This is a genomic window from Streptomyces sp. SID8374 (assembly GCF_009865135.1).
Classification (GTDB): domain Bacteria; phylum Actinomycetota; class Actinomycetes; order Streptomycetales; family Streptomycetaceae; genus Streptomyces.
Genome location: NZ_WWGH01000001.1, coordinates 2,179,148 through 2,199,042, shown reverse-complemented (window position 1 = coordinate 2,199,042; position 19,895 = coordinate 2,179,148). Strand labels below are relative to the sequence as shown.

17 protein-coding genes are annotated in these 19,895 nt (G+C 70.6%); 8 read left to right on the top strand and 9 right to left on the bottom strand.

What is annotated here, in order from left to right; all coding sequences use genetic code 11:
* Positions 1 to 73: 73 nt before the first annotated feature.
* Positions 74 to 622: a DUF1203 domain-containing protein gene (locus tag GTY67_RS09825; protein ID WP_161278410.1), complete on the top strand. Its 549-nt coding sequence runs from the start codon at positions 74 to 76 to the stop codon at positions 620 to 622.
* 135 nt (positions 623 to 757) lie between these two features.
* On the opposite strand, the gene GTY67_RS09820 is transcribed toward GTY67_RS09825, so the two are convergent.
* From GTY67_RS09820 to pepN, 4 genes are all read right to left on the bottom strand, one after another.
* Positions 758 to 1,786 (bottom strand): aspartate-semialdehyde dehydrogenase, encoded by a 1,029-nt coding sequence (locus tag GTY67_RS09820; RefSeq protein WP_161278409.1) that lies wholly within the window; start codon positions 1,784 to 1,786, stop codon positions 758 to 760.
* Positions 1,787 to 2,062: 276 nt separating this feature from the next.
* Positions 2,063 to 5,371, bottom strand: coding sequence for a S8 family serine peptidase (locus GTY67_RS09815; RefSeq protein ID WP_202461397.1), 3,309 nt, complete (start codon positions 5,369 to 5,371; stop codon positions 2,063 to 2,065).
* A 232-nt stretch (positions 5,372 to 5,603) separates the two neighbouring features.
* The gene (locus tag GTY67_RS09810; protein ID WP_161278407.1) at positions 5,604 to 6,704 is read right to left on the bottom strand and encodes a hypothetical protein; all 1,101 of its coding nucleotides are present in this window, start codon (positions 6,702 to 6,704) and stop codon (positions 5,604 to 5,606) included.
* 302 nt (positions 6,705 to 7,006) lie between these two features.
* Positions 7,007 to 9,619 (bottom strand): aminopeptidase N, encoded by a 2,613-nt coding sequence (gene pepN / locus GTY67_RS09805; RefSeq protein WP_161278406.1) that lies wholly within the window; start codon positions 9,617 to 9,619, stop codon positions 7,007 to 7,009.
* Positions 9,620 to 9,787: 168 nt separating this feature from the next.
* Between pepN and GTY67_RS09800 the strand changes: the two genes are divergently transcribed.
* The 5 genes from GTY67_RS09800 to GTY67_RS09780 all read left to right on the top strand — a co-directional run bounded on the left by GTY67_RS09800 (position 9,788) and on the right by GTY67_RS09780 (position 14,874).
* Positions 9,788 to 10,441 carry a DsbA family protein gene (locus tag GTY67_RS09800; RefSeq protein WP_093687158.1) on the top strand — a complete coding sequence of 218 codons (654 nt, stop codon included), beginning with the start codon at positions 9,788 to 9,790 and terminating at the stop codon, positions 10,439 to 10,441.
* A gap of 120 nt (positions 10,442 to 10,561) precedes the next feature.
* On the top strand, positions 10,562 to 10,909 hold the full coding sequence (locus GTY67_RS09795) for a VOC family protein (RefSeq protein WP_161278405.1): 348 nt from the start codon (positions 10,562 to 10,564) through the stop codon (positions 10,907 to 10,909).
* Between the two features lie 94 nt (positions 10,910 to 11,003).
* Positions 11,004 to 12,401: an MFS transporter gene (locus GTY67_RS09790; RefSeq protein ID WP_237502574.1), complete on the top strand. Its 1,398-nt coding sequence runs from the start codon at positions 11,004 to 11,006 to the stop codon at positions 12,399 to 12,401.
* The gene (locus GTY67_RS09785) at positions 12,391 to 13,917 is read left to right on the top strand and encodes an aminotransferase class V-fold PLP-dependent enzyme (RefSeq protein WP_161278404.1); all 1,527 of its coding nucleotides are present in this window, start codon (positions 12,391 to 12,393) and stop codon (positions 13,915 to 13,917) included. The genes GTY67_RS09790 and GTY67_RS09785 overlap by 11 nt, the downstream gene beginning before the upstream one ends.
* A gap of 399 nt (positions 13,918 to 14,316) precedes the next feature.
* Positions 14,317 to 14,874 (top strand): hypothetical protein, encoded by a 558-nt coding sequence (locus GTY67_RS09780; RefSeq protein ID WP_161278403.1) that lies wholly within the window; start codon positions 14,317 to 14,319, stop codon positions 14,872 to 14,874.
* Positions 14,875 to 14,986: 112 nt separating this feature from the next.
* Here the strand turns inward: GTY67_RS09780 and GTY67_RS09775 are convergent, their stop codons facing one another.
* The 5 genes from GTY67_RS09775 to GTY67_RS34840 all read right to left on the bottom strand — a co-directional run bounded on the left by GTY67_RS09775 (position 14,987) and on the right by GTY67_RS34840 (position 18,621).
* Complete coding sequence (locus tag GTY67_RS09775; RefSeq protein ID WP_161278402.1) at positions 14,987 to 15,472, bottom strand: hypothetical protein; 486 nt, start codon at positions 15,470 to 15,472, stop codon at positions 14,987 to 14,989.
* A gap of 112 nt (positions 15,473 to 15,584) precedes the next feature.
* Positions 15,585 to 16,730, bottom strand: a complete 1,146-nt coding sequence (tgmC, locus tag GTY67_RS09770) for an ATP-grasp peptide maturase system methyltransferase (RefSeq protein WP_161278401.1) — start codon at positions 16,728 to 16,730, stop codon at positions 15,585 to 15,587.
* 124 nt (positions 16,731 to 16,854) lie between these two features.
* Complete coding sequence (locus GTY67_RS34845; RefSeq protein ID WP_237502573.1) at positions 16,855 to 17,385, bottom strand: hypothetical protein; 531 nt, start codon at positions 17,383 to 17,385, stop codon at positions 16,855 to 16,857.
* A gap of 307 nt (positions 17,386 to 17,692) precedes the next feature.
* Entirely contained in the window at positions 17,693 to 17,971 is a 279-nt protein-coding gene (gene tgmA, locus GTY67_RS09760) for a putative ATP-grasp-modified RiPP (protein ID WP_161278400.1), read from the bottom strand.
* 248 nt (positions 17,972 to 18,219) lie between these two features.
* Positions 18,220 to 18,621, bottom strand: a complete 402-nt coding sequence (locus GTY67_RS34840) for an ATP-binding protein (RefSeq protein WP_161278399.1) — start codon at positions 18,619 to 18,621, stop codon at positions 18,220 to 18,222.
* Positions 18,622 to 18,829: 208 nt separating this feature from the next.
* Here GTY67_RS34840 and GTY67_RS09750 point away from each other — a divergent pair, with 208 nt between their 5' ends.
* Together GTY67_RS09750 and GTY67_RS09745 are read left to right on the top strand one after the other, a co-directional pair.
* The gene (locus tag GTY67_RS09750) at positions 18,830 to 19,711 is read left to right on the top strand and encodes a helix-turn-helix transcriptional regulator (RefSeq protein WP_161278398.1); all 882 of its coding nucleotides are present in this window, start codon (positions 18,830 to 18,832) and stop codon (positions 19,709 to 19,711) included.
* Positions 19,708 to 19,890, top strand: coding sequence for a DUF397 domain-containing protein (locus tag GTY67_RS09745; RefSeq protein WP_343238658.1), 183 nt, complete (start codon positions 19,708 to 19,710; stop codon positions 19,888 to 19,890). Before GTY67_RS09750 ends, GTY67_RS09745 begins: the two co-directional genes overlap by 4 nt.
* The last annotated feature ends 5 nt before the right edge of the window (positions 19,891 to 19,895 follow it).

Genomic DNA, 19,895 nt, shown 5'->3' with positions numbered 1-19,895 from the left:
CCACGTGCCGCGCTCTCAGCGCGATGTCCGTTTTCCGCCGGACGCGGACGGCTCCGGGGGAGACGCTCGGACCATGACCGCACACGAACCCCGCCCCAGCACCGGGGACGAGCACCGCCCCGTCACCCGATACGAGGCCCGCCCCATCCCTCCCGCCGCCCTCGCCGAACTCCGCGCGACCGACGACGCGGGCCGCCCCTGCGTCCCGTACACGGAGACGGACAGCGGCTCCCCCTTGCGCTGCTGCCTGCGCGGCAGCGAGCCGGGGGAGCGCATCGCCCTGGTCTCCTACGCCCCGCTGCGCCGCTGGGCGGCCGCGACCGGGGCGGCCCCGGGGGCCTACGACGAGCAGGGACCCGTCTTCATCCACGCCGAGGAGTGCGCGGGCCCGGACCCGGAGCGCCCGGGCTATCCGTTCTCGCGCCCCGGCGCACTCCGCACGGTCCGCCGCTACGACGCGCGCGGGCACATCGTCGGCGGACGGCTCCTGGAGATCCCCGCCGAGGCGGAGAAGGGCTTCGACGCGGCCTTCGACGAGGCGTTCGCGGACCCGGAGGTGGCGCTGGTGCACGTACGGGCGGTGGAGTACGGGTGCCTCCACTTCGAGGTGCGGAGGCCCTGAGAGGGGTACGCGAAAGGGGCGGCCACCGGAGAACCACCGGTGACCGCCCCTTTCCGTACGCGTAAAAGGACCGCCGTTTCCGTACGCGCAAAGAATCACGCCCGTACGACGCGCGTACGCATAAAGGGTCGCGCGTCAGCCCTTCAGCTCGGCCGCCACCAGCTCCGCGATCTGCACGGCGTTCAGCGCCGCGCCCTTGCGGAGGTTGTCGTTGGAGACGAAGAGCGCGAGGCCGTTGTCCACGGTCTCGTCGACCCGGATGCGGCCCACGTAGGAGGCGTCCTTGCCCGCCGCCTGGAGCGGGGTCGGGATCTCCGAGAGCTCCACGCCCTCGGCGTCCTTCAGCAGCTCGTAGGCGCGCTCCACACCGATCGGGCGGGCGAAGCGGGCGTTGATCTGGAGCGAGTGGCCGGAGAAGACCGGGACCCGGACGCAGGTGCCGGAGACCTTCAGTTCCGGGATCTCCAGGATCTTGCGGGACTCGTTGCGGAGCTTCTGCTCCTCGTCCGTCTCGAACGAACCGTCGTCCACGATGGAGCCCGCCAGCGGCAGCACGTTGAACGCGATGGGCCGCTTGTAGACGCCCGGCTCGGGGAAGTCCACGGCCGCGCCGTCGTGGACCAGCTTCTCGGCGTCGGCGACGACCTTGGAGGCCTGGCCGTGCAGCTCGGCGACGCCGGCCACCCCGGAGCCGGAGACGGCCTGGTAGGTGGCGACGGTCAGCGCTTCGAGACCGGCCTCGGCGTGCAGCGGGCGCAGCACGGGCATCGCGGCCATCGTGGTGCAGTTCGGGTTGGCGATGATCCCCTTGGGGCGGATCCGGGCCGCGTGCGGGTTGACCTCGGAGACGACGAGGGGGACCTCGGGGTCCTTGCGCCAGGCGGAGGAGTTGTCGATCACCACGGCGCCCTGGGCGGCGACCTTCTCGGCCAGCGCCTTCGAGGTCGCGCCGCCGGCGGAGAACAGCACGATGTCCAGACCGGTGTAGTCGGCCGTGGAGGCGTCCTCGACGGTGACGGCGGAGCCCTTGAAGTCGATCGTGGAGCCCGCGGACCGGGCGGAGGCGAACAGCCGCAGCTCGTCGACCGGGAAGTCCCGCTCGGCCAGGATCCTGAGCATGACTGTGCCGACCTGACCGGTGGCGCCGACGATTCCGACCTTCACTGGGACTCCTCTGTACGTGTCTGTACGCGAGCTGTGCGTGCGCTGAACGTGTGCGCGGCCCGTTTGGCCGCTCCATGATGCGTATGACCGGGCCCGGCTTGTCCAATCCATTGTCCGACCTGCGGACTCATCGCGCGAGGGCCGCAGATTCCGCATCGGCCGTGTGTGCCAAGGGGAACATCTGCGGTTCCCCTCGGCGGGGTGTGACCATGAACACGTACAGCGGGGCGGGTGCTCGTGGAGAGCGCCCGCCCCGCTGTCTGACCGGTGGAGCCGTTACGGAGTGACCTTCTCGATCACGACGCTGCCGGTGCCCGCGGCGGTGCCGCGCGCGTTGACCAGCTGGACCTCACCGAAGAACTGACGCCCCTCGGGAGCCGCACCGGCGACCACGACCTCGGCGCCGACCTGCGCCGAGGCGCCGTTCGCGAGGTTGTAGGTCTTCGACGCGTCGACCTTCAGGGTGCCGAGCGAGGCCGAGTAGTACACGTCGCGGTAGTCGTACGTGGTCGACCCGGACGGAACCGAGTAGCCCTCGACGATCACCGTGTACGTACCGGCGGCCGGGTTGGCCAGGCTGACCTTCTCCTCCGAGCCGGCGGTGGTGCCGCTGCCGACCTGGGTGGCGCCCCGGAAGACGTACAGGTCGAGGTCGGCGTTGGCGTCCGACGTACCGCCGATGGCGAAGTCCAGCCTCTCGACGCCCGCACCGATGGTGACCGTGGTCTGGCGGGTCTGGCCCGTGGAGATCGACGGCTTGTCGACCTTGGCCGAGCCCAGCGAGCCGCCCTTGAGCTTGCCCTCAAGAGCCGCGGCGCCGTTGGTGACCTTCCAGTTCACCGCGGCCGGGGCGCCGATCTTCGCCTCGGCGATGGTCTGCACCGCCGGGTCGAAGGTGGCGCCGAGCAGCGAGACGTCCAGCTTGAACGGGTTGTCCAGCAGCGGCGACGTACGGCGCGACTCGACCTCGATCTCCCACACGCCGGGGTACGGGTCCTTGTAGGAGCGCACGTCCGGGCGGCAGGTGTTGGCCGGGTTCTCGTAGTTCGGGTAGCAGTTGACCGTGGAGGTCGGGTCGACCGGCGTCCCGTACGGGTGCAGGGCGATGAACCGGGTCTGGCTGCCCGAGCGGAGCGCGCTGAGGGCGACCTCAAGGGTCTTGGCGCCCTCCGGCACGTTGACGAAGTACGAGGTGGTGCTGTTGCGCTGCACCGAACTCGACGACTTGAACGCGTAACCGGGGTGGTTCAGCTCGTTGGCGACGACGACCGTGGACAAGACCTGGTGGTCGATGCCGATGGTCTTGCTGTCGTCCAGCTCCAGGATGGCGCTGTGCACGCCTGCGGTCTTGGCCTTCGCCGTGACCTTGAGCTTCACCGGGACGTCCAGCGGCAGCGAGACGTACTCGGGGCTGCTCAGCTTGAACGTGCCGTCGTTGTTCTTCAACGACAGCTTGTGCTGGACGTTGCGGTCCGGGCCCGTGGTGCGGGTGACGGTGATCTCGTAGACCTTCGTCTCGCCGACCTTGAGGCCGCCCTCACGGTCGTAGAGGCCGGTGCCGAAGCCCGGGTCCTTGAGCGCGAAGTCGATCGCGGTGTCGACCGGGGCCTTCACCTTGTACTCGTGCGCCGGGTTGCCCTTCTTGGTGATGAGCTTCCAGGCGGCGACGATGTCGATCAGACCGGAGCCCTGGGCGTGCGCGGGCACGTCCTTGATGTGGCTCGCCGAGCTGGTCAGCGCGACCCGCAGGTCGGCCGGGGGCAGCTCCAGGTCCTTCTGCTTCGCGGCGGAGAGCAGCAGGGCGGCGGCACCGGCGGCCTGCGGCGAGGCCATCGAGGTGCCCTGGAGCATCGAGTAGCCGGCCGGCAGGGCGTAGCCCGCCTCCTTGACCGGACCGCCCGCGGCCCAGGTCTGGGTGGTGTTGATGGCCGCACCCGGAGCCGAGATGGTCGGCGTGAAGCCGCCGTCCTCACGCGGACCGCGCGAGGAGAAGGGGAGCAGGTCGTACTTCTTGGTGACGTTGGAGCCGTAGTTCGCGGCCCACGTCTCCTTGGAGATCGACGCGCCCACCGAGATGACGTGGTCGGCCAGGGCCGGGTCACCGATGGTGTTGAGGCCCGGGCCGCTGTTGCCGGCCGAGATGACGAGCTGGACGCCGTAGATGTCGATGAGGCGCTTGTAGAGCTCGGCGCGGGCGTTGTTGCCGTCGTTCAGCGGCGGCAGGCCGCCGATCGACATGTTGACGATGTCGACGCCGCGGTTGACGACGAGGTCGATCATGCCCTCGGTCAGCGCGATGTTGGTGCAGCCGCCGGACCAGGTGCAGGCGCGCGAGGAGACGATCTTGGCGCCGGGCGCCGCACCGTTCATCTTGCCGCCGAACAGGCCGTTGGCCGCGGTGATGCCCGCGACGTGCGTGCCGTGCGAGCCCTCGATGACACCGATGTTGACGTAGTCGGCCCTGGCGCCCGCCGAGTTGTAGACCACGTTCTTACGGGTCTCGACGACGAACGGGATGCGCTCGACGATCTCGGTGCGCGGGTCGTCCTCACCGAAGTAGGCGACCTGGAACTTGTCCTTGTACGGCTTGAGCACCGCGTCGTCGGAGAAGTTGGCGTTGTTGTTCAGGTCGACCCGGACGGTGCCGGTGACCGGGTCGTAGAGCACGCCCCAGACATCGGTGGTGTCACCGTCGCGGTTGAGGTCGCCCGCCATGTCGCCACCGGTGGTGGCCGCCTCGGCGAACCGGGCGAACCGGTAGCTGCCCGCGGGCGCCGAGTAGGTCTGGCCGCCGGCGGTGAACGTCGGACCGGTGACGGTCTCGGACATCCGCAGCCAGGTGCCGTCGCCGTCGTTGACCGGGTCGGTCGCGGTGACCCAGTCGACGATCTTGCGCTCGCCGGTGGTGGTCTTCGCCAGCGCCGGGTGGCCGAGGTCGACACCGGAGTCCAGGATCCCGATGGTGATCCCGCGGCCGTCGGCCTTCGGGTTCTTCTCGACGAACTCGACCGCACCCGTCTCGAAGGACGGGTTGTACGGGTTGGCGGCCGGGGTCTTCTTGCCCGGCGCCGGGTAGCTGCCCGTGGCCTTGACCTGCTTGGCCCCGGCGGCCCGGTCGCCCGAGGGCGTCGGGTCGTCCAGCTTGATCTCCTGCTTGAGATCGATGCCGAGCACGGACTTGAGCTTGGACGCCGCCTCGATGGTGGCCTCGGCGGTGCTGGTCGGCACCGTCGCCCGGACGTAGCCGAGCTTGTCGTAGGTCTGGCCGAGCACGGACCCCTTGACGGCGTCCAGCTGCTCGGTGACCTGCTCGGTCGCCCCCGGGGTGGTGGCGATCATCATCGTGATGTTCTTCTCGCCCTTGGCCTCGGCCTTGGCCAGAACTTCGGCGTCAGCCGTGCCGAGCTTGTCGCCCCGGTCGCTCGTGGCGGCCGGTTTGACGGGTGCCGGTGCCGGGTCGTCGACGGCGAACACCGGCGCGGCGCCGGCGGCCGCGAGGGCGGCAGCCAGGCCGGCAGCGGCCGCGATGCGTGCGGCGCGTCTCGTCCCGGATATGGAGCTGGGGGATTCCTTGGTCATCAGCATCCCTGTTAATTGAAAGAGAGAGTCCGGAATTCGGTACCGGATGACCGCTCAGCCTGTCGTAAATGACAGGGCTTTGTGGAGAGTTGACGGAGACGAGACAGGTACATGGCATAGATCCGCCACGGGGGACGATGCGTCACACGGGATGAATGAGGCGAAAGCGCATGCCGGAACCACCTGTTCCGGGCGTGTGGTCCGGACCAGTGGCATCAGGACCGCCCCGGACCCCGTCTCACCGCGGCAGCACCACCAGATACGCGGCCGGCTCCCGGTCGTCCGCCGCCATGAGTGCCGTCCGCACCACCGTGGCCTGCTGATCCATCGCCTCGCGCAGCTTCCGGGGGGTGAGGTGGACGACCGTGACCCCGAGCCGTTCCAGCCGCTCCCGCTTGGCGGCGTACGCGGACCACTGCGGGTCCTCCGGGCGGTCCACGCCCCGGTTCCCGTCCCGCCGCGCCTGACTCGGCGGACCGAACCGGGGCGCCCGGGTGTCCAGCTCCACGGCGACGGCGAGATCCGGCCAGTACGCGTCGACCCCGCCCAGCTCCGGACCGCCCGGCAGCCGCAGCTCCACGTTCCACAGCGGCTCCGGCAGCCCGTGCTCGCGCACCATCGCGTACAGCCGCTCCTCCGCCACCGCCCGCCCCTCCGCCAGCAGGGCATCCACCGCACCCACCACCGCCGGCCGCCCCAGCAGCTTCGCCGCGCTCAGCTCCCGTACCACGGCGGCCGGTTCGCAGTGCCCGGCCCGCACGGCCTCGGTCAGCAGCCGCGTCACGTCCTCCGCCTCGCCCAGGCCCGTCACCGCGTCGGCCACCGCCCGCTCCACCGGGGCCACGGGCACCCCGGCCCTCCGCACCGGTGCGGGCAGCGCGGAGGTCCGCACCACCTCGACGAACCGGGTGGAGCGCAGCCGCCGGGTACGCGGCACCAGGACGTCGATCCGGTGCAGCGCCTCCAGGTCCGGCACCGAGGCGAAGCCGTACAGCGCGAGCGCCGCCAGGCCGGTCACCATCGCCTCGCCGAACCCCTCGTCCGGCTCCGGCGGCGTACGCCGGGCGGAGACCGGCGGGCGGCCCGCGTACAACAGGGCGCCGTGCAACCGCTCCTGGCCGCTGGGCGGGCCCGGGTGCAGCAGGTGGACGCCGGGCAGCAGGTGCTGCCAGGGGCCGCCGGGCAGGCAGTGCGCGGACGTCTGCGCGGCGGAGACGCCATGGGCGCGGAGCTGGGCGGCGGAGAGGACGCGGTGCCTCACGTCCTGGAGGTGGTGCGGGGGACGGGTGAACAGCGGAGAGAAGGGGGACGCGGGAGGCAGCGGGGTGTTCTGGGTCATGGGCGATGGTTTCCCGCCAACCCAGGGTGTCCTAACCCCTGTTACACGTCCGTCGACAATTCCGGACAACGCCGCCCTAAAGTACGGGCGTTCGATGACCGAAAAGGGGCGTCGTGCGGGAAATGGGCAGGGGGCGCACCGGCCGGGTGTACGAGCGCCGATTTCACGCCGCGCACACGCCGGTCCCGCGCGCCCCCTGGGGTGCCGCATCCGACCTTGATCGGCGAGGCACCCCCGGACGGGCGCCTGTCCGACCGGTCGGCGAGGCACCCCGAGACGAACACCCGCCTACGCCCCCCGGCTCACGCCCGCGCGTCGCACTCCTGGCCGCGCAGCACCCGCGCCAGGTCGTCGCGGGCCTCCAGGACCAGCCGGCGCAGCGCCGGAGCGGCCTCCGCGTGTTCGGTCAGCCAGGCGTCGGTCGCCGCGAGGGTCTCCGGGCTGTCCTGGAGCGCGGGGAAGAGCCCCTTCACCACGTGCATGCCGATCTGGATGGACCGCTCCGCCCAGATCCCCTCGATCACCTCGAAGTAGCGGCCCGCGTACGGCGCCAGCAGTTCCCGCTGCGAGGGCTGCTCGAAGCCCGCGATCGTCGCCTCGACCAGGGCGTTGGACAGCTTGTCCGACTCCACGACCGCCGCCCACGCCTGCGCCTTGACCGCTTCCGAGGGGCGCGAGGCCAGGCACCGTACGTGGTGGCGCTTGCCGGACGCCGTGTCGTCGCGGGCCAGTTCGGCGTCGATCGCCGCCTCGTCCGCCGCGCCGTGCGAGGCGAGCGGGGAGAGGAAGGCCCAGCGCAGCTCCTGGTCGATCTCCAGGCCGTCGATGCGTGCTGTGCCGTCCAGCAGCCCGCCCAGCAGCTGGAAGTCCGCCTCGGAGCCCGCGACGGCCGCGAAGAAGCGGGCCCACGTCAGCTGGTGCTGGCTGCCCGGCTCGGCGGCCCGCAGCTCGCGCAGCGCGCCCTCGGCCAGCGCCCGGCCGCCCTCCTCGCGCCAGGCGGGGGCGGCGTAGTTCACCAGCGCCGACTGCGCCCAGGCGTGCAGCATCTGGAGGACGCCGATGTCGCTCTCGCGCCCGGCGTGCGCCAGCACCAGCGCGACGAAGTCGCGGGCGGGCAGCAGCGCGTCCCGGGTGAGGTTCCACAGCGCCGACCAGCACAGGGCGCGGGCCAGCGGGTCGCTGATGGAGCCCAGGTGGTCGCGGAGGGTGGCCAGGGACCCCTCGTCGAAGCGGATCTTGCAGTACGTGAGGTCGTCGTCGTTGACCAGGATCAGATCGGGCTTCTCCGCCCCGGCCAGCTCCTTGACCACCGTGCGCTCCCCGGCCACGTCCACCTCGGCCCGCGCGTACCGCGTCAGCTCACCCTCCGGCGTACGCCGGTACAGGCCGACCGCGACCCGGTGCGGGCGCAGCTCCGGATGGGAGGCGGCGGCCTCCTGTACGACGACGATTTCCGTCAGCTTCCCGGCCGCGTCGTACGTCGCCACGGGCGTCAGCACGTTGACGCCGGCGGTCTGGAGCCACGAGCGCGACCAGGCCGTCATGTCACGCCCCGAGGTCTCCGCGAGCACCGAAAGAAGGTCGCCCAGACGCGTGTTGCCGTACGCGTGACTCTTGAAGTAGCGCCGCGCGCCCTCAAGGAAGGCGTCGCGTCCGACGTACGCCACGAGCTGCTTCAGTACGGAGGCGCCCTTGGCGTACGTGATGCCGTCGAAGTTCAGCTTGGCGTCCTCCAGGTCACGGATGTCGGCCGTGATCGGGTGGGTGGAGGGCAGCTGGTCGGCGCGGTAGGCCCACGCCTTGCGGTTGTTGGCGAAGGTGATCCAGCCGTTGGTGAAGCGGGTCGCCTCCACCATCGAGAAGGAGCCCATGAAGTCCGCGAAGGACTCCTTCAGCCACAGGTCGTCCCACCACTCCATGGTGACGAGGTCGCCGAACCACATGTGCGCCATCTCGTGCAGGATGACGTTGGCGCGCCGCTCGTAGGCGGCCGAGGTGACCTTGCCGCGGAAGATGTACTCCTCGCGGAAGGTGACCATGCCCGGGTTCTCCATCGCCCCGAGGTTGTACTCCGGCACGAACGCCTGGTCGTACTTCCCGAAGGGGTACGGGTAGTCGAAGTTGTCGTGGAAGAAGTCCAGGCCCTGCTTGGTGACCAGGAAGACGTCGTCCGCGTCGAAGTGCTTGGCGAGCCCCTTGCGGCACATCGCGCCGAGCGGGATCTCCAGGGTGGTGCCGTCGTCGAACGTACGGCTGTAGTGGTCGGTCACGTAGTGGTACGGACCGGCGACGACGGCCGTGATGTAGGTGGAGATCGGCTTGGTCTCCGCGAACCGCCACACCCCGCCCTCGTGCGACTCCTCGGCCCCGTTGGACCAGACCCGCCACCCGGCCGGCGCGGTCACCTGGAAGCGGTAGGGGGCCTTGAGGTCCGGCTGTTCGAAGTTGGCGAAGACGCGGCGGGCGTCGGCCGGCTCGTACTGCGTGTAGAGGTAGACCTCGCCGTCCTCCGGGTCGACGAAGCGGTGCATGCCCTCGCCGGTCCTGCTGTACGCGCACCGGGCGTCGACCACGAGGACGTTCTCGCCCTCCAGGAGCCCGTCCAGCGCCACCCGGGCCCCGTCGAAGACAGCGGCGGGGTCGAGGGCCTTTCCATTCAGCGTCACGGCGTCCACGCCCGGCGCGACCAGGTCGGCGAAGGTCGAGGCGCCCGCGACGGCGGAACGGAACCGGATCGTGGTGAGCGAGCGGAACGTACGCGGACCGGAGTCACCATCGCCCCCGCCGTCGCCCCCGTCGGCCCCCTCGGGCCCGTCGACGGCGGAACGCAGGTCGAGTGCGACCTCGTAACCGTCGACGGTCAGCAGCTCGGCCCTCTTCTGGGCCTCGTCGCGGGACAGGTTTTCACCGGGCACGGGCACTCCTTCGTGACGCGCGTCATGTGTCGTGTTCGAACCCATTGATCCTTGCACGCGTCTCCGGCGGCCGGTATCCGGTCAGGCCGTAGTGGCCGGTCCGGGAATGGCAGGCCCTCCGGCGGCGTTCCCGCCCACAGCAGCAACAGGCCTTATCCGAGGAGAGAGATGTCCGAGAACACCACCCCCGCGAACGGCAAGACCCCGGCCGACTTCTGGTTCGACCCGCTCTGCCCGTGGGCGTGGATGACCTCCCGCTGGATCCTGGAGGTCGAGAAGGTCCGCGACATCGAGGTGCGCTGGCACGTGATGAGCCTCGCCGTCCTGAACGAGGACAAGCTGGACGAGCTGCCCCAGGAGTACCGCGACCTCCTGGAGAACAAGGCCTGGGGCCCGGTCCGGGTCGTCATCGCCGCCCGGCAGCTCCACGGCGACGAGGTCGTCGGACCCCTCTACACGGCCCTCGGCACCCGCTTCCACAACAAGGGCGAGGGCCCCACCCGCGAGGCGATCGTCGGCGCCCTGAAGGACGTCGGCCTGCCCGAGGACCTGGTGGAGTACGCCGACAAGGACACGTACGACACCGAGCTCCGCGCCTCCCACAAGGAGGGCATCGACAAGGTCGGCCAGGAGGTCGGCACCCCGGTCGTCGCCGTGCCCGGCGCCGACGGCGAGCAGGTCGCCTTCTTCGGCCCCGTCGTCACCCCCGCCCCCAAGGGCGAGGACGCGGCGAAGCTCTGGGACGGCACGCTGCTGGTCGCCTCCATCCCCGGCTTCTACGAGATCAAGCGGACCCGTACGCAGGGCCCGATCTTCGACTGACGGTCCTTTCCGAAGACCCCTTCCGCAGGGCCTTTTCCAGGGGCCTTTCCGGTGGTCACGGGCCGGGAGCACGCGCGTGCTCCCGGCCCGTTGTCAGTGGTGGACCGTACGGTGAGGACCATGCGAATCTCACCGGAGATGATCACGATCGACTGCCCCGACCCGCAGACGCTGGCCGCCTGGTGGGCCACGGCGCTGGGGGTGGAAGGCACGCAGGACTACGGCGAGTTCGTCATCGTCCCGGCGACCCCGCTGGTCCTCGGCTTCCAGCGGGTTCCCGAGCCCAAGACCGTCAAGAACCGGGTGCACATCGACTTCGCGTCCCCCGGCCGCCCGGCGGAGGTGGAGCGCCTGACGGGGCTCGGCGCGACGGTGATCGGCGAGCACTCGATGCACGGGCTGTTCTGGACGGTCCTGCAAGACCCGCAGGGCAACGAGTTCTGCTTGGCGGACGAGGGCACGCACTGACGCAGGGGCTCAGGGACTCGGGAACCCCCAGGCCCCGAGGGCGCCCGGCCGCACCCCTTGCCGTCCGGTCGAACTCTCGTTCATGATCTGCCCCATGCCGACCGAGAGCCGCCACGACAGCGGTACGGAGCGGAATCCGGGGACTCCGGCGAGTCCGGTCCCGCTCCTCCCGCGCCGGGTGCGGATCGGCTACGGCCTGGGCTCCCTCTGCACCGGGACCTTCGCCACCGTCCCCGGCCTGATCCTGCTCTACTACCTGACCAACGTGCTCGCGGTCTCCCCGGCCCTCGCCGGGGCGGCGGTCTTCCTGCCCAAGGCCTGGGACGTCCTGATCAACCCGCTCGTCGGGGCGCTCTCCGACCGCAGCAGGCTGCGCGGCGGCCCGCGCCGCCCGTTCCTGCTCATCGGCGCCTGCACCCTGCCGCCGCTCTTCGCGCTGATCTTCGCCGCGCCCCCGCTGCGCGGCATGGCGGCCGCCGCGTATGTCGCCGCCCTCTTCCTGCTCGCCGCGACCGCCTATGCGGTCTTCCAGGTCCCGTACGTGACGATGCCCGCCGAGATCACCGAGGACCCGGCCGAACGCCGCCGGGTGCTGAGCTGGCGGGTCGGTTTCCTCGGCGCCGCGATCCTCCTCTCCGGTGCCCTCGCCCCGGCCATCGCCCATGGGGACGGCGGCACTTCGGCGAGCTACCGGCTGATGGGCATCGCGGTCGCCGTCCTGCTCGCGGTCGGCATGTTCGGCGCCTGGTTCACCACCCGGTGGGCCCCCGCCGTGGCCCGCTCCACCGCCGAACCCTCCCTCCGCGCCCAACTGGCCGTGGCCCGCACGAACCGGCCCTTCCTCTTCCTGGCCGGCATGTGGTTCCTCCAGGCCCTGGCGGTCGGCGTGATGCTGGCGGGAGTCCAGTATTTCGCCACGTACACCCTCGGCTCACCGGGCGCGGTGACCCCGCTCTTCGCGTGCCTGATCGGCCCGTTGATCCTGGTCATGCCGGTGTGGACGAGGCTGGCCCGGCTGCGCGGCGCGAAGTACGCGCAGGGCTGCGCCACCGTCCTGTACGTCGCCGGGGCGGTCGCCCTCGCCTTCACCGGCCAGGTGGGCAACGCCCTCGGATACGCGGCCGTCGCGGTCATAGGCATCGCCTACGCGGGCCTCCAACTCCTCCCGCTCACCCTGCTCGCGGACACCCTGGCCGCCGACACCGCCCGTACGGGCAAGCGCCGCGCGGCCACGTTCACCGGCCTGTGGACGGCGGCCGAGACGCTGGCGTTCGCGCTGGGCGCGGGCGTCTTCGCCCTGGTCCTGACGCTGACCGGATTCCGCTCCTCGGACGCCGACCACGAGGTGGCCCAGCCCGCGGCAGCGCTGACCGGCATCACGGCGGGTATGAGCCTGCTGCCCGCACTCCTCGCCGCCGCGAGCCTGTGGCTGCTCCACCACTACCGCGAGGACCCCGTCGACGCCCCGGAGGACACCACCCGTGCAGCCTGACCCCACCGCAAGCGCCCAGGAGACCCCCGCGCTCCCCGCAGGCCGCCCGGCCGCCGAGATCCTCACCGAGCTGAAGGCGCTGCGCACCGCCGACGCCCCCACCCGGGGCGGCCGGACCTTCGCCTACGTCTACGACGCCGGGCGCGAGGGCCTGGACGAACTGGCCGCCGAGGCCTATGCCGCGTACGCCACGGTCAACGGCCTCGACCCCACGGTCTTCCCGAGCGTGGCGCGGCTGGAGAACGACCTGGTGGGAGCGGCGGCGGCCCTCCTCGGCGCGCCGCCCGGGGTCCAGGGCACCTTCACCAGCGGCGGCACCGAATCGATCCTGCTGGCGGTCAAGGCGGCGCGGGACCACGCCCGTTCGACCCGAGGCGTGACCGACCCGCAGCTGGTGCTCCCCTCCACCGCGCACGCCGCGTTCCACAAGGCCGCCGCCTACCTGGGCCTGGAACCGGTGGTGGTCCCGGTGGACCCGGTGACGTACAAGGCGAACCCCACCGCGATGGCCGCCGCGATCACCCCCCGCACCGCCCTGGTGGTCGCCTCGGCCCCTTCGTACGCGCACGGGGTCATCGACCCGGTGGCGAGGATCGCGGAGGCGGCGGCCGAGCACGAGGTGCTGTGCCATGTGGACGCCTGCATCGGCGGCTGGCTGCTCCCGTACCTGCGCCGGGCGGGCCGCACGGTCGAACCGTTCGACTTCTCGCTTCCCGGCGTCACGTCCGTCTCGGTGGACCTGCACAAGTACGGCTACGCCGACAAGGGCGCCTCGGTGGTGCTCCACCGGAACGCCGAACTCCGTCGCCACCAGTACTTCGCCCACGCGGGCTGGCCCGGCTACCCGGTGGTCAACCCGACGGTCCAGGGCACCAAGTCGGCGGGCCTGCTGGCCCAGGCATGGGCGGTGCTCCAGCACATAGGCGAGGACGGCTACACGTCCTTGGCCGCCCGGGTGGCGGAAGCCTCCGACCACCTCATCGAGGGCCTCCGCACCACCCCGGACCTCCACATCCTCGGCGAACCGGAGGCGGGCCTGGTCGCGTTCACGGTCCTCACCCCCGCCACCCCCGACGGGACCACCGGCACCCCCGACCTGAGCCTCCTCCTGCACCTGGCCGACGAGATGCGCGTACGCGGCTGGTACCTCCAGCCCCAGCTCTCCTTCGACGGCCTCCCGCCCAACCTCCACCTCACCCTGACCCCCGCCACGGTCGACCGGGTGGACGCCCTGCTCACGGACCTGCCCGAAGCCCTCACCGAGGCCCGCACCCTCCCCCCGATCACCACCGACCCGGCCCTCACGGACCTGGCGGCGACCCTGGACCCGGATACCCTCACCCCGGAGGACGTGGCGGGCATCCTGGCCTTCGCGGGCCTGGGGGAGAGCGCCGACGGCCCGGCCCGCCTCCCGGACCGCATGGCCCCGGTGCTGTACCTGCTGGACACCCTGCCGGGCCGCCTGAAGGAACGGCTGCTGACGGAGTTCGTGGGGTCGGTGTTCCGGCTGCGTTGAGGGGGCCGGCGGCCGGGCGTCACCTTCGTGCGGACCTCGAACACGGCCAGGTAGGCCGAGTCGGCATGGCCACCGCCGATGGCCGGTGCCGCGACCTCGCGCACAATGTGCCGGGGGCACGCTTGGCAATAAGCCTTTTCCAACCTCACGCTGAAGCGTGGCGAAGGACAGTGGCTGCCTGGACCACGGTGGTGATGCGATGCCACCTGTCGGAGTGGGCGCGCCCCGGTCCGCTGCCCGCACTTTCGATCCTCGCCCGCGTCTCGCACCTCTGGCCGGACGGCGCCACAGTCGCCATGGCTCGCTCCGGAATTCCGGAGCAGGCTCCGCAGGCATGCGCGTGGTGCCCCCTCAACCCGCCTTGCAAGAATGCTTCCTGCACACATGCTTCGATCGGGGATGGGTTCGTTGGTCTGGTTTGCGGAGAGGTTCCTCTGGGACGGGGAGCGTCCTGACTGGACGTGGGTCCCATCGAGGTCCGTGGGACCCATACGGTTCGGTCAGAGCAAGGAGGAAGTCTCAGCCGCTCTGGGCGAGCCGATCACGGGCTGGGGCGAGATGTACGCGCATTGGTACCCCTTCTACGGAGTTGGCATCGACACCTACTATGACCAGGAGTCCCAGACCTTGGCTGCAGTAGCTGTCGATGCCTGCCGGGGCCCCCAGGTCAGCTTCGACGGCACTCCTCTGGTTGGCCGACTGCCCTCGGAACTCGAGCCTTGGCTCGAGGAGACCGCGTCAATACTTGAGGATCCGACTCTGCCCGAGTACGTCGACGGCCTGCGCTTCGGGCCTCGCGGGGAGCCGTATCTCCTCAGTCTGGGATTGATCCTGCGCTGCCAGCAGAACGGTGACCACGCCCGCTGTCGCCCAGTGTTCCTTGCTCCTCACTGGGCGATGCGAGGGCAAGAATGGATCGAGGACTTGATCCCCGATCGGGAGTGGCTGACGTATTGAGCCTCTTCGTGACGGGTGGTTGGGCCGACAGCCCCGGCCGGGGTGAGCGGACTGAAAAGCCGGCTCGGTCCTCAAGTCGGGTAGCCGGGTCCCGGCTACCCGACTGGGAGGCCTACGAACCGTCCTCTCGGGTGGAGCCGTTGTCAGGGCTCGTCGTGTCGGTGTCGTTGCTGTCGTCCTCCGACATGAGCCGCTGGATTTCCCCGTGGACCTGCGACGTGATCAGGTCGCCGAGCGGGTCGGTCACGTGGAAGGAGTGCGGGGCGGGGTGGTGGTCGAAGTACGCGCACAGGGTGACCGTGCGGGTGGCCAGGTTGCGGAGGCGCGCCGGGCACAGGGGCAGGACGGCCAGCCGGTAGACCCGGTGCGCGCCCGTCCCCGTCCACAGCAGCCACAGGTCCTGGTCCACGCCCGGGGTCTCGGCCGCCCAGAGGTACGCCGCGTGCTCGGCGGACTCGTCGTGCTCGCCCAGCTCGCAGAGCAGGAACTCGTCCGGGGCGAGAACATCGGGCGCGTGCTCCGGGCCGCCCTCCATCGTGGCGAGCGCCAGAAGAGCTTCGGCGTACGGGACGGGGGTCACGGCGGTGCATTGCAGCACGGTCTCGCGGTCTCTTCCTTGCAGCGCCGTGGGCAGCACGAAGCCCCGCCCACGGCTTGAGGGGGTAAGGCGAGGGCGGGGCTCGCGGTCGGTCAGAGGGTGTCGCTGGTGGTCACACCGGCAGATCCCACCCCGGCCCGTCCTCACCACCGATCCACACCCGCTGGCCCGCGGCGGAGACCGTGATGCCGAAGTCCTCCTGATGCGGCTCGCCCGCCGCCTGCCAGAGCCGGATCGCGGTCTCCACCCGGTCCCATAGGCGTACGGGACCACGCTGCACGACCGTCCACCCTCCCTCGGGCCCGGGCGACGTCCGCGCCTGGGAACCTGTGGAGACGTCCCGGAGGACCTGCTCCGCCCCGGCCCCCATCCGTTCAGCCTGGGGCACGGCGAGCTGGGCCACCCAACCGCCGGTCCACGTCCCGACCACCGCCGGGTCGATCAGGCTGGGCCGCTTCTCGCCGGGCAGCAGAGCCAGAGTCGGACGAGGCGGCCGGTCGTGCGGGCGGGCGATCATGAAGCTGGTGTATCCGGGCAGGAACCGCCCGATGGCGGTCCCGGGCTCGGTCACGGTGAGGAGCGCGAGCCCGGACGCGTAGCTCCAGCCGGAGAGGGTGACCAGGATCTTCCCGCCCTGCTTCACCTGGTGCAGCCAGGCCATGGGGACGTACCGGGCCGAGCAGGTGGCGATGAGCCGGTCGTACGCGCCACCATCCGGATCTCCCCGCAGCCCGTCCCCGACCACCAGCCGCGGGGCGTACCCGGCCGACGCGAGGGCGGCGGCCGCGGCCCGGCCGGCCTCGGGGTCGTACTCGATGCTGGTGAGCCGGTCGCCGCCGAGGTGGTGCGCACCGAGGGCGGTCGAGTAGCCGGTCCCCGTACCCACCTCCAACACCCGGTGTCCCGCTTCCACTTCGAGCTGCTGCCACATGCGCAGCACCAGGGACGGCAGGGTGGACGACGAGGTCGCGGAGCCCACCAAGGTGCTGTCGCCGCTGACGTCGTCCGCCCTGGTGCGGCCGTCGAGTTGGGTGATGAGCGTTTCGTCGGCGTAGATCCCCTCCAGCCACCCGTCCTCACCCCGGCGCACGGGCCGGTAGCGGGTCGGGACGCTGTCCGGGACCTGCGCGAAGTAGGACCCCACGAACACCTCCCGGGGTACGGCCTCGGCCGCGCCGCGCCATGCCGGGTCGGTGAGTGTGCCGTCCTCGGCCAGTACGTCGGCGAGGGCGGCGCGCAGTTGAGCGGATGTGCTCACGTGTCCGAGCCTTTCTCCAGCTGATCGGCGAGGGTATGGGCGACCGCGTCAGTGATGCCGGACGGCTGCCACGCCCACTGCCCGTTGGGGTTGCACTCAAGGAAGTACCAGGCCCCGTCATGGGTCACGGCGAAGTCGAACGCCCCGTACACACCAGACGGAAGTGGGTGAGATAGGCGTGCACGGAGACCCGCACCGCTTCGGGCACGTCCACCGGCCCGCACCGCATGAGGTTCTGCCGGCGCCGCCAGTCGAGATCGGGGCTGTCGATCCGGGCCCCGAACGCCCGATGGACGACGGCGGTCACTCGCACGTCGAACGCCTTGTCCACGCGGGCCTGGAAGAGGTGGGGGCAGACCGCCACGGCGTCCGTGATCTCCTGCTCACGCACTTCACGCACCCATACGCTGTGGGGTCGGCCGGCCACGCGGTAGGGCGTGTTCCACAGGGGCTTGTAGACGACCCCGTTGCTCTGCCGAGCGGCGAACTCCCGTGCCTCGGAGGCGACATCGGTGACCAACGTGTCCGGTACGAGGAACCCGAACCGCTGCGCGGCCGCGAGCTGAGCGGGCTTGTGCTCGGCCGCACGGTTGGTCCAGGGGTGGTTGACGTAATACGCGCCCGGGAGGGACGCGAGGATGCCCCGGCTCCCCAAGAGGCCTGCTCCGCCGCGAACTTGCGGTCCTGCGCCTCCAGCCCGGGTGGCCCTGCGTACGCCGATGGCCTGCGCACCCAGACGGACCGCACCCGGGCGAGATCGAGATCCCGACTCGGGGTGCGCAGGGCGCTCCGCTGAACGCCCGTGCCGTACGTGGCGGTCAGCGAGGCCCCTGCGTGCAGGTCGGCGCCGGGGTCGAGGCGAACCACGGGCACGCGTCGCGCGGCGAGCAGGCGCAGCACGATGTCCGTGGTCACGTCGGAGAGGTTGGTCAGCACCAGCACCGACCCGCGTCGGCCGTCCATCAGCCGGACTGGTCCTGATCGTAGGACTCCGTGGCGTCGGAGTCGTTGGCTCCGCCCGGACCGGCGCCGTCGCCCGGGGTGGTCTGCGTGGGCGTGAGCCCGCTGGTGCTGGTCCCGTGACCGCCCATCCCGACCATGCGCCCGTCTCCGTCGAGGACCAGGGCCACCTGGGTCTCGGGGTCGAGTACGGGGGTGAGCGGCGGGGTGGTGGGGCCGACCTCGTACGGGCCCATCCGGCCCGTTCCCCAGGGGGCGGGCGTCCGCGTCGTCGTGCTCATCTACGGGTACCTCCGTGCTGGTGGTGGACTGGTTGCTCTGCTGCCGCTCACCTCTCCCGGCGGCGCCCTCAGCCGCCGCACCAGCGCATCCGCCTCGGGCGAGCGCCAGTGGCCCCGCTGCGCGATCGCCGCGCTCAGCCCGGGGAAATGCCGGTCCCGGTACGCGGGGTCGCCCTCGATACGCACCAGCTCGGCGAAGGGGAGGGGCGGGGACGGGGGAGGAGCGTGCGGGCGGCGGGGGCGCCGCCTCACAGGAGCCGCGCTCCGGCGGGCAGTTGGGCCCAGACGGTCTTGCCGGGGTTACGCGGGTGTACGCCCCACCGCTCGGCGAGCGCGTCGACGATGAGCAGGCCCCGGCCGGAGGTCTCGTCGTCGGCGGGCTTACGGAGTTCCGGCATCAGCCACTGGTAGGAGTCGGCGACCTCCAGGATCAGCACGCCATCCCGGCGCCGGAACCCCAACTCGAAGTAGTCGCCGGTGCCCTTGGCGTGGGCGATGACATTGGTGGCCAACTCGCTGGCGATCAGCGACGCGTCGTCCACCAGGCCGCCGAGTTTCCACCCGACCAGGACCGTTCTGACGTGCCGCCGAGCGGCGGGGATGGAGTCCCTGCGGACCCGGAACCTCTTGCTGTCTGTGCGCCCGGACACACGTCCCCCAAGGTCGTGGGCAGGCGGGATCGTGATCACCTGGCGTGCCGGATTCGGCACTCGGTGTGACACGACCACGCTAGAGCGGAACTGGCTGGCTGTACAACCGATTCTCATCGAGAAGTTGCATGTAGCTGCGAGTTGCAACGGCGTGGCATGTAGCCTCCGTTCAGGTGCAGACTGGTCACTCGCGGTATGAGGAGGGGACATGCCCGCAGGTGGACGGCCTACTGTTCGCAGCAGGCGGCTTGGCGCGGCTCTGAGGCGGTATCGGGAGGCGGCCAAGCTCGATCAGCAGCATGCTGCTGATCACATCGTGGGCTCGAAGGCCAAGATCAGCCGTATCGAAGCCGGCCAGGTCTCGGCAAAGCCGGGCGATGTTCGGTTGTTGCTTGAGCTCTACGGCGTGGAAGACCGCGCCGCCTACCAGCAGCTGGAGCAATTGGCCCGTGACTCCAACAAGCGCGGCTGGTGGCTCAACTTCGACTGGATCACCAAGGAAACCGGATTCACGGACTTCATCACGCTGGAAACGGACGCGACCTATATCCGCACCTGGCAACCGCTGTTCATCCCCGGACTTCTTCAGACCGACGACTACCTGCGCACTCTCTTGAGTTCAGGGCTCACTGTGCACTCACCCGAGTCCGTTGAAGAGGTTCTCGCGGTGAGGCGGGTGCGCCGCGGCTTCATCGAGGAAGACGGAGCGAGGTTCGCGACGATCATCTGGGAGCCCGCCCTTACCGCTCCCATGCCATCGGCCAAGGTCCATCGCGAGCAACTGCTCCACATCCTTCACGTCGCCCAGCGGCAGAACGTGCAGGTCCAGGTGCTACCGATGTCCGAGTGGCGTGCTGCGCATCTCTCCTCACACTTCGTCATGTTGAGCTTCGGGCCTGAGCCAGCTCCAGAAGCCGTGGCCTACGACACCACGACGAGCACGGTCCTCGTCGAGGATCTTGAGGAAATGGCCGCACATGCGAGGATCTTCGAAGCGCTGAGCGCGGCAGCCCTGACGCCGGATCAGAGTCTTTCGTTCATCCGGGAGGTCTTGGCGAGCATCCCGGAAAGTGAGAAGGAAGCGGAATGAAGCATCAGCAGATCGTGACCGAATTCAAGAAATCGACCGCCTCACAGGGCGCTGCGCAGGACTGCGTCGAGGTCGCCCACACCGCTGACGGTGGCCGGGCCGTGCGGGACAGCAAGAACCCGGCCGGGGGCTTCAGCTCTTCGGGCCCGGGGACTGGGCCGCCTTCATCGACGGTGTGAAGGGC